General features: G+C 73.8%; 9 protein-coding genes. 7 read left to right on the top strand and 2 right to left on the bottom strand.

Translation table 11 applies throughout. From position 1 onward, the window contains the following. Positions 1-106: 106 nt before the first annotated feature. The gene (locus ACFYL6_RS00280) at positions 107-655 is read right to left on the bottom strand and encodes an SLATT domain-containing protein (protein ID WP_387165576.1); all 549 of its coding nucleotides are present in this window, start codon (positions 653-655) and stop codon (positions 107-109) included. Position 656: 1 nt separating this feature from the next. Continuing rightward, positions 657-1,424 (bottom strand): glycerophosphodiester phosphodiesterase family protein, encoded by a 768-nt coding sequence (locus ACFYL6_RS00275; protein WP_387165574.1) that lies wholly within the window; start codon positions 1,422-1,424, stop codon positions 657-659. A 159-nt stretch (positions 1,425-1,583) separates the two neighbouring features. Here ACFYL6_RS00275 and ACFYL6_RS00270 point away from each other — a divergent pair, with 159 nt between their 5' ends. The 7 genes from ACFYL6_RS00270 (at position 1,584) to ACFYL6_RS00240 (ending at position 13,843) form a co-directional block, all read left to right on the top strand. Continuing rightward, entirely contained in the window at positions 1,584-1,964 is a 381-nt protein-coding gene (locus tag ACFYL6_RS00270) for a YccF domain-containing protein (protein WP_387166802.1), read from the top strand. Between the two features lie 115 nt (positions 1,965-2,079). Then, complete coding sequence (locus tag ACFYL6_RS00265) at positions 2,080-2,922, top strand: thioesterase II family protein (RefSeq protein WP_387165572.1); 843 nt, start codon at positions 2,080-2,082, stop codon at positions 2,920-2,922. Next, positions 2,919-9,611, top strand: a complete 6,693-nt coding sequence (locus ACFYL6_RS00260; protein ID WP_387165570.1) for a condensation domain-containing protein — start codon at positions 2,919-2,921, stop codon at positions 9,609-9,611. The genes ACFYL6_RS00265 and ACFYL6_RS00260 overlap by 4 nt, the downstream gene beginning before the upstream one ends. An 11-nt stretch (positions 9,612-9,622) precedes the next feature. Further along, positions 9,623-11,011, top strand: a complete 1,389-nt coding sequence (locus tag ACFYL6_RS00255; RefSeq protein ID WP_387165568.1) for an MFS transporter — start codon at positions 9,623-9,625, stop codon at positions 11,009-11,011. Beyond that, positions 11,008-11,238, top strand: coding sequence for an acyl carrier protein (locus ACFYL6_RS00250; RefSeq protein WP_328653637.1), 231 nt, complete (start codon positions 11,008-11,010; stop codon positions 11,236-11,238). The genes ACFYL6_RS00255 and ACFYL6_RS00250 overlap by 4 nt, the downstream gene beginning before the upstream one ends. Further along, on the top strand, positions 11,235-12,815 hold the full coding sequence (locus ACFYL6_RS00245) for a hypothetical protein (RefSeq protein WP_387165566.1): 1,581 nt from the start codon (positions 11,235-11,237) through the stop codon (positions 12,813-12,815). Before ACFYL6_RS00250 ends, ACFYL6_RS00245 begins: the two co-directional genes overlap by 4 nt. Continuing rightward, positions 12,812-13,843, top strand: coding sequence for a 3-oxoacyl-ACP synthase III family protein (locus ACFYL6_RS00240; protein ID WP_387165564.1), 1,032 nt, complete (start codon positions 12,812-12,814; stop codon positions 13,841-13,843). The genes ACFYL6_RS00245 and ACFYL6_RS00240 overlap by 4 nt, the downstream gene beginning before the upstream one ends. Positions 13,844-13,849: the final 6 nt, after the last annotated feature.

Raw genomic sequence — 13,849 nt, 5'->3', positions numbered from 1 at the left:
GCCGACGCCTGCCGACCTCCGGGAGCTTCCCTCGGGTCGCCCTGGATTTCGTCTCAGGTCTTCCACGGAGCAACCCCGAGGCCCCGCCAACCGTCGCGGGTCGCCGTCAGGGGCGGAAGGGCTTGCCGGTCAGCGCGGATTCCTCCGGGAAGGCCAGCGAGCTGAAGAACTTCTCCGTCTCGGCACTGCGGAGGCCTTCGATCTTGGCCAGCAGCGCCTCCGTCGCCGCGTAGGCGCGCTGCTCCCGTTCTGTCGGGTCGGCTGTCGCCTCGGCGCGACCGAAAGCGAGCTTCCACTGGTTGCTCGCCTCGATGAGCCCGAAATGGGTACGCCGCAGCAGCGCCCACATCTGATCCCACTGATAAAAGGTGCGAAGTGCGGTGGCCGTGGCGATGACGACGCCCGATACCGCGATTACGAGGTTCTTACCCGGGTAGCTGAAGCCGGCGAGCAGTGGCAGCGACGCACTGACGACGATGACCAGGATGCCGGTGGAACGAAACAGTCGACGGTGCCATTTCGCCCGCCAGTCGTAATGGTCCCTGAGCTTGTTGACGCTGTCTTCGGCCAAGGCGCGGTAGACCTGCAAGGGATCGCCGGGAGCCCCGTTCTGCGACTCGGCGAGCAGACCGCTCTGTCCTTGGTCAACAGACACGTCACGATGCTAGATGCTGGCCCTGCGACGGTCTATAGCCCGAGAAAACGATGTTGTCGGAGTATTGACGGGCGAACATCTCCCGCTCCGGCGAAGCGACCGGCCAGGCAATCACCGGAACACCGCGTCGACGCCACCAGGCCGTCAGACCTGACGGAAATGCGTCCACCTCGTAGGCCAGGAAATCGGGTCGAGTGACCAGGTTGCTGACCATACTGCGGCCCACCATCCGGGTCAGCGGCCCGGCGGTGCGCAGCAGCCCGCAGATGCGCCCCACCGGCACCCGGCGGTGCGGCGGCAGCTTCCGCACCGCGATCCGCAGCGCCGCCACGAGCAACGGGTCGAAGGACTCGACCGCGTACCGTCCCGGGTAGTCGGCGGTCTGCCGCAGCACCTCGTCGACGAGGTCGAAGTTGAGGGCGGGCGTCGGCCGTTTCAGCTCGATCAGCAGGGGCACCCGACCGGCGACCCGGTCCAGCACCTGCGACAGGGTGGGAATCGGCTGGTCGGTGCCCTGCAACCGGAGCCGCTGCCGATCGGCCGGGGTCAGCTCCGCGGTGGCGATCGGCGCACCGGTGAGCGCCGTCAAGTCGTAGTCGTGGACGACGACGAGCTCGCCGGAGCGGGTGAGCTGCACGTCCAGTTCGCAGGCGTAGCCAGCATCGGCGGCTGCCTCGAACGCCGCGAGCGAGTTGGCGGGTCGATTGTCGCCGGTCAGCCCGCGGTGCGCGATCGGGGTGTCGAGCAGCCAACGGTCGTCGGACGACACGCGATCCTCCTGAGTCTCCGGGACCGGGCTACCGCCTCCGGAGCACGCCGTGGAAGGGTTTTCGCGTACCTTACAGCGGCCGGCCCCGGGGCGGCGGTGGGCGACGTCGTCGACTCGCTTCCGCCATTGCCGGTGGCGAGCATGTTTCATGCTGGAGTGGTGATTCGTTTCGTACTGAATGTGCTGTGGCTCGTCTTCGGCGGTGGCCTCGTGCTGGCGGTCGGCTACGGCATCGCCGCGCTGATCTGCTTCGTCCTGGTCATCACCATCCCGTTCGGCGTCGCGTCGCTGCGCCTCGCGGTCTACTCGCTGTGGCCCTTCGGCCGCACCCTGGTGCCCAAGCCGGGCGCGGGCGTCGGCTCCGGGCTGGCGAACATCCTCTGGGTGGTGCTGGCGGGATGGTGGCTCGCGCTCTCCCACATCGTCGCGGGCATCGCCCTCTGCGTCACGATCATCGGGATCCCGTTCGGCATCGCCAACTTCAAGCTCGTGCCGGCCGCGTTCTGGCCCCTCGGCCGTGAGGTCGTCGAGGCACCGTGACCCGCTCCGGGTCACTCCACAACGGACCTCGCCCGGCCACCCGCAGCACACACCGCAGCTAACCCTCATCCGACGCTAAGACCGCCGTCACGGGCGGTTCCTAGCGTGTGCGGGCATGGCGACACCACCCGTCGTCGCCGTGCTGAGCAGGAACGGGGTTCGCATGCCACCGCCGACGACCGCCACCCGACCGACCGGTGCCGCCGCCTGGTTGAGCTGCGCCGCGCCACGCCCGACCGCCCGGCTGCGGCTGGTCTGTCTTCCGTACGCCGGCGCCGGCGCCGGGGCGTACCGGCCCTGGTCGAGGCTGCTGGGCGACGACGTGGAGGTGTGGACCGCGCAGCTGCCCGGCCGGGAACGGCGGCTGGCCGACCCGCCGCTGAGCACGATGGCCGACCTAGCGCCGCCGCTTGTCGACGCGATCGTCGAGCGGGTTCCGCCCCCGTACGCGATCTTCGGGCACAGCATGGGCGCCCTCATCGGGTACGAGGTGGCCACCCGCCTGCTCGCCCGGGGCGGCCCGGCACCGCAGCGGCTGGTGGTCTCCGCGGCCCGCCCACCACAGGACAGCGCACCGGTGGGCTCGGCGTACCACCTCGACGACGCGGCGCTGACCCGGTGGCTGCGTGAGCTCGGCGGGGTGTCCGACGAGGTGCTCGCCGACGCCGGCCTGCTGGCTCTGATCCTGCCCACCGTACGGGCCGACCTGGCCGTCGTCGCGTCGTACCGACCGACCACGGTGACGCCACTGCCGCTGCCCGTGGACGCGGTGGCGGCGGCCGACGACCCCCTGATCAGGCCGGACGAGATGGCCGGCTGGGCCGCCTGCACCGCCGCCGGCTTCTCGCTGACCGTCGTGCCCGGCGGCCACCTCTACCTGCACGACTCCCCTCCCCCGCTGGCCCGCCTGTTGAGCGGTTCGCCGGTGGGCGCGGACGTCGAGGGGGGCACCCGGTGAGCCAGGACCTGCACCCGGACCTCGCCGCCCTCACCCCCGAGCAGCGGGAGCTGCTGGCGCTGCGACTGCGCCAGGCTCGTCCGCAGCGCCCGGACGCCGCCACCACCTACCCGCTCTCCTTCACGCAGGAGCAACTCTGGTTCCTGGACCGCCTGGAGCCCGGCACCCCGGTCTACAACGTGCCGTTCGCCGAGCGGATCACCGGCCGGCTGGACGTCGCGGCGCTGCACCGGGCGGTGAACGCGGTGGTGGCCCGGCACGACGCGCTGCGGATCGTCTTCGTGCCGGCCGACGGTAACGGCCGGGATGGAGTCGCCGTCACCCAGCGGGTCCGCGACGCCATCGAGGTGCCGCTGCCGGTGGTCGACCTGACGGCGCTGCCGCCGGCGCAACGGCGGGACGCCGCCGACCGGGAGAGCGCCGCCCACGCGGCGATCCGCTTCGACCTCACCACCGGCCCGCTGCTCGCCGTCCGGCTGCTCGCGCTGGCCGAGGACGAGCACCTGCTGCTGGTCGCCGCGCACCACATCGTCTTCGACGCCTGGTCGGCCGGCGTGTTCGTCGAGGAGGTGGTGAGCTGGTACGGCGAGTTCGCCGGTGACGTGCCGGCCGGGCTGCTGGCACTGCCCACCCGGTTCGTCACCCACGTCGCCGCCCGCCGCCGGCCCGAAGCCGAACGGGAACTCGCCGGGCACCTGGCGCACTGGCGGGAGCGGCTGGCCAGCGCGCCGGCCCGCTCGACGCTGCCGCCGGACCGCCCCCGGCCGCCGGTGCAGACCCACCGCGGCCGCAGCCTGCCCTTCACTGTCGACGCCGCGACGACGGCGGCCCTGGGCGGGCTGGCCCGGTCGGCCGGCGCGACAGTCAACGCGGTCGTCCTGGCCGGGCTCAGCGCCCTGTTGCGTCAGGCCACCGGCCAGGACGACCTGCTGCTCGGCATGCCGGCCGCCGGTCGGGCGAGCACCGACCTGGAGCCGCTGATCGGCTGCTTCGCCAGCATGGTGGTGCTGCGGGTGGACGCGAGCGGCGACCCGACGGCGCGCGAACTGGTGCGCCGGGTCCACCGCACGGTCAGCGAGGCGTACGCGCACCAGGAGGCCCCGTACGCGCGGGTGGTGGAGGAGGTCCGCCCGGTCCGCGACCCGAGCGTGAACCCGCTGTTCCAGGTGTTGGCCACGATGACCGACGGTGGTGTGGCGCAGCGGCAGGCGGCCGGCGTCACCTTCACGCCGGTGGCCGCCGAGAACGGCCTCACCGACTTCGACCTCTTCGTCAGCCTGACCGCGCACGGCGACCGGATCGAGGGCGCGGTCGACTTCAACGCCGACCTGTACCTGGACGAGACGATCGCCGCGACGGTGGGCCGGCTGCCGGAGCTGCTGCGCGCCCTGGCGGACGCCCCGGAGCGGCCGTTGTCGCAGGTGCCGGGGTTGCACCGGCAGCGAATCGCGCTGGCGGCCACCTTCACCGTCGACCCGGTGCGCGACCCGGTGGACTTCTGGCTGCGCTTCCTGCGGGTGCCCGCCTCGATCGAGCTGGTCGGGTACGGACAACTGGTGGCGCATCTGCTCGCCGGGCCGCCGGCCGACGCCACCGTGTGCCTGCTGCGCTGGGAGGACTGGTTGCGCCGGCAGGACCGCAGCGTTGGCGAGACGGCCCTCGACGCCGCCATGGACGACCTGGCGGCGGCGGTGGCGGCGTACCGGCGGCGCAGTGACGCCCCGCTGCTGCTGGTGGTCTGCCCCGCGTCGCCGGGCGTCGACCGGCGACCGGCCGACAGTCGGCTCGACGACCGGCTGACCGCACTGGCCGCGCGTACCCCGGGCGTGCACGCGGTCTGGGCCGCCGACCACGCCGCCACCTACCCGGTCAGCGAGGTCGGCGACGAACGCGCCGACGAACTGGGGCACGTGCCGTACACCGGCGAGTACTTCGCGGCCCTCGGCACGCTCGTGGTGCGCGAGCTGCGCCGGGCCGCCGGTCAGCCAGGCCGGCAGGTGCTTGTCGACGGCGAACGACTGCCGGTCGACCGGCTCACCGAGGCGCTGCCCGGCCACGAGGTACGGGCCTGCCCGCCCGACGGTCTGGCCGTCGCGCTGGCCGCCGCCGACCCGGCGACGACTGTGGTGCTCGACACCGACCCGGAGACGGTGGCGGCGCTCCGGCGCGACCACCCGGGCCTGCTGGCGCTGGCGGTGCCCGCCGGCTGGGACGACGCGCGCCGATTCCTCGCCCACGTCTGGCCGCTGGACCCGCCCGGGCCGCGGACCGGCGCCGGACTGGCCGCGCCCGACCCGAGGACCGGCGCCGGACTGGCCGCGCCCGGGCCGCGGACCGGCGCCGGACTGGCCGCGCCGATCGGGCCGGAGCGGGCCGCGTACCTGGCCGAGGAGTTGAGCACGGCCGCCGCCGTCGCCGAGCGGAGCCGACCCGCGCCGACCCGGACGGCCGGGCCGGACGTCGCGGAGACGGTCGCGCCGCGCACCCCGACCGAACGACGACTCGCCGACCTGTGGGCCACCGCGCTCGGCGTCGAGCAGGTGGGTGTCACCAGCGACTTCTTCGGCCTCGGCGGCCACTCGTTGCTCGCCACCCACCTGCTGTCCCGGGTGCAGGCCGAGTTCGGTCGGGAGGTGTCGCTCTACACGCTGTTCACCAACCCGACAGTGGCCGGGCTCGCCGCGCTGCTGGACGCCGACACCGACGCCACCGCCCTCGCGCCGCTGACCTCCGCCGCACCCGGCGCACCCGCCGTCGCGTCGTCGGCGCAGGTCCGACTCTGGGCCCTCGACCAGCTCGGCCACGACGTGGTCCGGCACAACACCACCGCCGCCCTGGAGCTGCGCGGCGACCTGGACGAGGCGGCGCTGCGCCAGGCCCTGGACGACGTGCTGGCCCGGCACGAGGTGCTGCGGACCACCTTCCGGGACCGGGGTGGCGAGCCCGAGCCGGTGGTACGGCCGTACCTGGACCCGTGGCTGGAGACGCTGGACCTGACCGCGTTGCCGACGTCGAAGCAGGCCCGCGCGTTGCGGCGGGCGGCCGGTGACCTGGCCGCCCACCGGTACGACCTGGCCGCCGGCCCGCTGCTGCGGGCCCGCCTGGTCCGGCTGCCCGAGCACCGCTGGCACCTGCTGCTCGGCATGCACCACATCGTCTGCGACAACACCTCGTGGAGCATCCTGCTCGACGAGGTCGCCACCCGGTACGCGCACCACGCCACAGGCGTCGACGGGCCGCTGACGCCGCTGCCGGTGCAGTTCGCCGACTACGCCCGCCACCAGCGCGACTGGTTGGCCTCGACCGCCGTCGAGCCACACCTCACGTACTGGCGGGATCGGCTGCGGGACGCGCCGACCCTGTTGGAACTGCCCACCGACCACCCGCGTCCCGAGGAGCGCTCCGACGTCGCCGGGTACCAGTCGCAGCGACTCGCCACCGGTCTCGGTGCGGCCGTACGGGAGCTGGCCCGCGCCGAGGGCGTCACCCCGTTCGCCGTCCTGCTGGCCGGTTTCGCCGCCCTGCTGCACGCCGAGAGCGGCAAGTCGGACCTGGTGCTCGGGGTACCCACGGCGGGCCGGGAACGGGCCGAACTCGCGCCGCTGATCGGGTGCTTCGCCGACCTGCTGCCACTGCGGGTCGACGTGGCCGGTCGGCCCACGTTCCGCCAGCTGGTGGCCCGGGCGTACCGGACGGCGCGGGAGGCGTACCGGCACCAGGGATTGCCGTTCGCGTCCATCGTGGAGGCGTTGGGGCTGCCCCGGCAGGCCGCGCACCACCCGCTGTTCCAGTGCGTGCTGAACGTCATCGACGGCCCCGACGAGGTGCCAGAGTTCGCTGGGCTGACCGCCACCGGGGTGGAGGTGCCGAGCGTCGGGGTCGACTTCGACCTGTTCCTCAGTCTCACCTGGCAGGGCGACGAGTTGCACGCCGACCTGGCGTACCGCGCCGACCTGTTCGTCCCGGAGCGGATGGTCCGACTGCTGAGCGGGCTGGGGCGGGTGCTCGACGACGGGGTGCGGCGCCCGGACGAGCCGGTCGGCGGCGCGACACGACCCGCGGCGACCCCGCGCAGGCCCGCGCCGGCGACGCCCCGCCTGGTGGTCGGCGGCACTGTCGAGCTGCCCGAGCTGGCGGCGACGGTCCGCTTCTGGGCGCAGCTGCTCGGCCTGCCGTACACCCTCGGCCAGTTGCCGTCCGGGGCGCTGCTGCGGCTGCTCCGTGACCCGGCCGCCGGCCTGGCGACCACCGCCCGGGACCGCAACGTGCTGGTGCTGCGCTGGGACGACCGGCTGGTGCCCGGCCCGCTCGGCGCGGCGGCCGTCGCGCTGCGCGACTTCCACGGTGAGCTGCTGGCGGCGGTGGACGTCTACCGCGCCCGGAGCGAAGCCCCACTGACCATCGTGGTCTGCCCCGCCGCACCGGCCTACCGGACGCCACCGTGGGAGGCGCTCTTCGCCGAGCTGACCGGGCGGCTGCGCGACGCCCGGCCCGATCTCGACGTCGTGTCGGTGCAGGCGTGGGCGCGGCGCTACCGGGTGCGGGAGCTGAACGCGAGCGACGAGTGGTCACCGGAGCTGGCCGCGGTCGCCGGGACCCTGGTGGTGCGGCGCGCGGTGCGGCATTCGGCGGTCGGCCGGCTGGTCGTACCGGCCGGGCCGGTGTCACACCAGGCGGAGCTGGCCCGGCTGCTCGCGACCCAGGCCGGGACCGGGCGCGAGGTGCTGCTCAGCTCGGCGCCGCTGGCCCCGGAGCTGTCCGCGCTGGTCGCCGCCGGGATCATCGGGTACGCCCCGACCCCGCCGGTCGACGCCACGACGCTGCTCCTGCACCCGGCCACCGAGCCCGGCCCCGCGGACACCCCGGCGCTGCCCTTCGACCCGGAGACCGGGCCGGCGCCGCTGCTGCGCGGCCTCTGGTCACTCGACGCGGCCAGCTCGACGGACCCCGACGAACCGGTCGACGCGCTCGCGCCCGGTCTGCTGGCCGAGGTGGCCACCGAGCTGGCCGACGCGGCGGCCGTGCGGGTCGCCGTCGCCGACGGGTACCGGCGGTCGGCCGACCGGGCTGCCGCCGCCCCCCGCACCGAACGGGAACACCAGCTCGTGGCGATCTGGTCGGAGCTGCTGCGCACCAACCAGCTCGGCATCCACGACGACTTCTTCGCCGTCGGCGGCGACTCGCTGCTCGCCATGCAGCTGGTGGCCCGCTGCGCGACGGCCGGCATCGACGTCACACCCCGCCAGCTCGTCCGCCACCCCACCGTCGCCGACCTGGCCGCCAGCCTCGGCGAGCCGGCGGCGACCGCGTTCGACGCCGAGCAGGGCGAGGTGCGCGGCGAGGTGCCGCTGACCGGAGCGCAACGCTGGTTCACCGACCTGCTCGCCCCCACGATGACCCGGCCGGCCCTCTTCAACCACCCCTACTACCTGGAGCTGGCCCGTCCGCTCCCGCCCGAGCTGCTCCGCGAGGCGGTACGCCGGCTGGTCGCCCAGCACGACGCGCTGCGGCTGCGGTTCACCCGGCTCGCCGACGGGAGCTGGCGGCAGCACCACGCCGACCCGACCGACGCCGTGCCGTTCGTCAGCCACGACCTGACCGGCGTGCCGGTCCAGGAGCGGGAGGCGGCGGTTCAGGCGCGCTGCGCCGAGGCGCAGACCTCGTTGGATCTCGGCCTCGGCCCACTGACCCGGGTGGCGCACTTCCGGCTCGGGCCGGAACTGCCCGACCGGCTGCTGATCGTCAATCACCACCTGGTGGTGGACGCCGTCTCCCGCGGTCTGCTCCTGGCCGACCTGGAAACCCTCTGCGGCCAACTGGAACGCGCCGAGGACCCGGCACTGCCGGCGAAGACCACGTCCTACCGCGCCTGGGCGCGGCGGCTGGCCGAGTACGCCGGTTCGACGCGGCTCGCCGAACAGCTGCCGTTCTGGCTCGCCCAGGCCGACGACGGTGTGCTGCGCCGACTCGCCGACGAGCCGGAGGCCGGGCCGTTCCGCCTCGGCGACCTGGGGTTGGCCACCGTGACGCTGGACGAGGTGGCCACCAGCGGGGTGCACGCCGCCGCACGGCGGCTGCGGGCCAGCGTGCGGGACCTGCTGGTGTGGGCGGTGGCGGACACCATCGCCGGACGCACCGATGGCGGCGCGGTGACCGTGGCCACCACCGGCCACGGCCGCGAGGCGCTCTTCGACGACCTGGACGTGAGCCGCACGACCGGCTGGTTCCAGGTGCTCTACCCGCTGCGGTTGCAGCTGCCCTCCACCGCCGACCCGACCCGCTCGGTGCGCTCGGTGATCCGGCAGCTCGCCCGGGTGCCGGACAACGGCATCGGCTACGGGCTGCTGCGCCACCTCTGCCCCGACGAGGAGGTACGCACCAGGCTGGCCGCGACCGCACCGCCGATGGTCGCGGTGAACTACATGGGTGGCTTCGGGTTCGACGACGTCGCCCCGGCCAACCAACTCCTCGACGTCTGCGCGGCGCCGTTCGGGCCGACCGAGGACAGCGACGGGCACTGGCCCTTCCCCTTCGACGTGACCGGGTCGCTCACCGGCCCCCGGCTCCGCGTCGACCTGAGTTACGCCACCCCGGCCTTCCGGTCGGGGTCCGCTGAACACCTGCTCGACGGCATCCGGACCAGCCTGCTGCGCCTGGCCGGAAACCACGGGCAACCGCCACGGCAGTAGGAGGAGACCCCATGGCGTTCCGACGCCCGACCCGGTTCGCCGGGTTCACCACGATCTGGTTCGGCCAGCTGCTGTCGGCGCTCGGCACCCGGATGACGAACTTCGCCCTGAGCATCTGGGTGTGGGACGCCACCGGCCGGGCCTTCGACCTGACCATGCTGATGGCGTGCGCGTTCGGCGCGACAGTCATCTTCAGCCCGATCGCCGGCGCGCTTGTGGACCGGTGGGGGCGGCGACTGACCATCGTGCTCAGCGACATCGGGTCCGCCGTCACCACCGCCGTCGTGCTGCTGCTCTTCCTCAGCGGCTCGGTCGAGGTGTGGCATCTCTACCTGGTCAACCTGGTCACCGGAGCGTTCCTCGCGTTCCAGCTGCCGGCGTATCAGGCGACCATCACGGTGATGATGGAGAAGGGCCAGTACCCGCGGGCCAACGCGATGATGTTCGCGGTCCGGACCATCCCGGTGATCTTCGCCCCCGGCTTCGCCGCCGCGCTGCTCGGCCTGATGGACATCAAGGTCATTCTGTTCATCGACGCGCTGTCCTACGTGGTGGCGATCGGCGCGGTGCTGCTGGTGCAACTGCCGCCGGTGCCCCGCTCGGCCCAGCCGGACGACGGCGGCTTCTGGTCCGACACGGTCTACGGCTTCCGCTACATCCTGGCCAGCCGGGCCTTCACCGGGCTGGAGGCGATCATGTTCGCCATCAACGTGCTCGCGGCGGTCGGCTTCGCCCTGCTGGTGCCCCAGATCCTCGCCCGCACCGACAGCAGCACCAACGCGGTCGGGTTGGTGCAGACCATCGGCGCGGTCGGCGGCGTGGCCGGCGCCCTGCTGCTGGGGCTGCTACCGAACACCCGGCACAAGATCCGCCGGATGCTCATCGCCATCCTGGTCTTCAGCGTCCTCGGTCGGATCATCTACGGCGTCGGGGACAGCATCATCGTCTGGTCGGTCGCCCTGCTCTTCCTGCACCTGTCCATCCCCTTCATCGACGGGTACGCCCAGTCCGTCTGGCAGGAGAAGGTGGAACCGTCGCACCAGGGCCGGGTCTTCGCCGCACGGCAGTTCATCGAGGACCTGGCGTACCCGGGTGGCACCGCGCTGGCCGGCATCGCCGCGGACCGCTGGTTCGAGCCGATGATGCGCGACGGCGGGCCCGGGGTGCCGTACTTCGGTTGGTTGGTGGGGAGCGGGCCGGGCGCCGGCATGGGCCTGATCTTCGTGATCGTCGGCCTGTTCGGCATCGGCGTCGCGGCGGCCGGCTTCGCCTCACCCAGCATCCGCCGGATGGAGGTCGACCTGCCCGACTACGACGAGACCCCCGCCGTGCCCGCGCCACTGCCGGCACCCACCGGCACCGACGAGCTGACCGACGACCGCGCGGTGGTGGCGAAGTGACGCTCACCGAGGTGGTCGCCGGGGTGCTGGAGGTCGACCCGGCCGAGGTCACCGACGACTCCGGACCGCAAACCATCGGCACCTGGACCAGCCTGCGGCACCTGCAACTCGTCGTGACCCTGGAGGAGGTCTACGGGCTCTCCTTCGCCTTCGAGGACATCCGCGACGTCCGCAGCGTCGCCGACCTGCGCGCCGTGCTGCGGGCCAAGGGCACGGTGGCGGCATGAGCGCCGACCTGCTCGCCCGGCGCACCCGCTGGCAGGCCGTCACCCGGCAGCGTCCGGAGCCGGTACTGCGCGTGGCGTTGCTGGCCAGCTACACGGTGGACCCGCTGGTGCCGTACCTGGGGTTGGGCCTGCACGACACCGGGCTGCCCGCCACCCTCAGCGTCGGCCCGTTCCAGCAGGTCGTGCAGCAGTGCCTGGCCACCGACGGCTTCCTCGCCGAGACCCGGCCGGACGTGCTGGTGGTGGCGCAACGCCTGGAGGAGGCCGGCGACCCCGGCCCGGCCGGCGCCGGCTGGGCGACCGAGCTGGTGGCCGGCGCGGAGGCGGCGGTCACCGCCGCGCGTCGCCACGGCGCACTGCTGGTGTACGTGCTGCCGGCCGTCCCCGCCATCCGCCCGCACGGCCCGGCCGACGGGATGCACGCCGACGGTGTGACGGCCAGCGCCACGGCGGTCCGGGAGCGACTGCGCGACCGGCTGGCCGGGGACCCGGGGGTGCTGCTCGTCGACGCCGACGAGGCGGTGCGGGCGGTGGGCGACGGGCGGGCGTACCACCCGGCGCTGTTCCGGTTCGCCAAGGTGCCGTACGTCGAGGAGGTCTTCGGGCGGCTCGGTGCCGCCGCGTCCACTCTGGTGGGTGGCTTCTTCGGCGCGGTCTGCCGGGCGCTGGTGCTCGACGGCGACGGGCTGGCCGGTGCGGCGCACCTGCTGCCGGCGCTGCGGGAGCTGCGCGAGGCGGGCGTACGCGTGGCGCTGCGCGCCAGCGGCCCCGGGTGCTGGTCGACCGGCGACGCCGTGGAGCTGCTGCCGGTGCTGGACGGCTGGGTCACCGACGACCGCCCGCTGGCCGACCAGCTCGCCGAGATCGCCGCCGAGCTGGACGTCGCGCCGAACCAGCTCGTGCTGGCCGGCGCCGGCCCCACCGAGGGGTACCGGGTGGCGCTCGGCGCCGATCCGCAGACCTGGTCGGACGAGCTACGCGCGGCGGGGCTCACCCATCGGCTGCCCAGCCGACGCTGGAGCGGTGGCACACCCGCACCGACCACCGCCTCGACCGCGCTGTCGCTTGACGACTTCGTGGCCGGCCTGGACGTCCAGGTCGACTACCGACCGGTGGCCGCCGACACCGTCGCCGAGGTCGCCGAGGTGGTCGCACGGGCGCACGACTTCGCCCTGGCCCCGGCCCCGCCGGCCGCCGTGCTGGCCGAGCGGGCCGGTGACCTGCTGGCGGTGCGGGTACGCGACCGGCTCGGCGACTACGGCACGTCGGGGCTCGTCGCGCTCGACCGGTCCGCTCAGATGTGGACTGTCGACGTGTTCTCGCTCTCCTGCCCGGTGCTCGGCAAGGGCGTCGAAGCGGCGGTGCTCCGGGAGCTGGCCCGGCGCGCCAAGCTGGACGGCGTCAACGAGGTGCTGGTCCGCTGGACCGACACCGGTCGTAACGGCACCGCCCGACGTTTCCTGGCCGACCTGGACGCCGTCGTACCCGCCGATCCGGGGGTCCGGCTGCGCGCCGCCCGCGCCGACGAGGACGCCGAGACGGCGGCGGCGGACCGGGTCACGGCGGTGCGGCGATGAGCGCGCCGCCGCCGGTCGGCGTCGGGGTGGCCGCCCTGGCGCACGTTCTCGGCGAGCAGGTCGACGTGGCGGCGGCCGCCGCCGCGTACACCGAGGACCTGGACCGGGTGCGGTCCTGGGAGTACCGGGGGTTTCACCGGGCCGGGCCCGGCGTCGGGGTCACCGACCTCGCGGTGGTGGCCGGCGGCACCGCGCTGGACCGGGCCGGTTTGTCCGCCGCCGACGTGGATCTGGTGGTGCTGGCCATTCCCGACCTGGCCGAGTACCTCTACTGGGATCCGGCCGCCCACACCCAGGCGCGGCTCGGGGCGCACCGGGCCGAGGCGGTGCTGCTCAACCAGGCCTGCGGCGGTGGGGTGGCCGCGTTCGACACGGTCGCCGGCCGGTTCGCCACCCACCCGGAGTACCGAACCGCCCTGCTGATCGGGGCGAACCGGGTCGCCGAGCCGTACTGGAACCGGATGGAGGTCAACACCAGCATCTTCTCCGACGGCGCCGCGGCGGCGGTGCTGGTCCGCGACCACGGCCGGTGCCGCTGGCTGGCCAGCGAGACGATCAGTGACGGCCGGTACGCGGGGTTCATGCGGATGCCGGTCGGCGGCGCGGCGCGGCCGTTCACCCCGGACGGCGACACTCCCCGCGTCGGTGACCCGGCGGACCGGCTCAACGAGTTCTTCGCCGGTGACGTGCGGAAGATGTTCGGCTTCGTCGCCACCATCCGGGAGCGCAACCGGCAGGTGGTGGAGGCGGCCTGCGGCCGGGCCGGCGTGACGCTTGCCGACGTCCGCCGGTTCCTGCACTTCCACGACAACGCCCGCCAGTTCGCCGAGTTGGCCAAGGACCTCGGCGTGGAGCTGGAGCGGACCAACGTCGAGCTAGCCCTCACGCACGGCCACGTCGGCTGCGCCGACCAACTGATCGGGCTGGAGCACCACCTCGGCACCGGCGAGCTGACCGACGGGGATCTCGTCGCCCTGACCAGCACCGGCAGTGGCATGCACTGGGTCTGCACCCTGCTGCGGGTCTGACCGGCC

The sequence above is a fragment of the Micromonospora sp. NPDC007208 genome, from assembly GCF_042869175.1.
Taxonomy (GTDB): Bacteria; Actinomycetota; Actinomycetes; order Mycobacteriales; family Micromonosporaceae; genus Micromonospora; species Micromonospora foliorum.
Note: the sequence above shows the minus strand (reverse complement) of the source record. Positions and strands in the feature narration are given on the sequence as shown.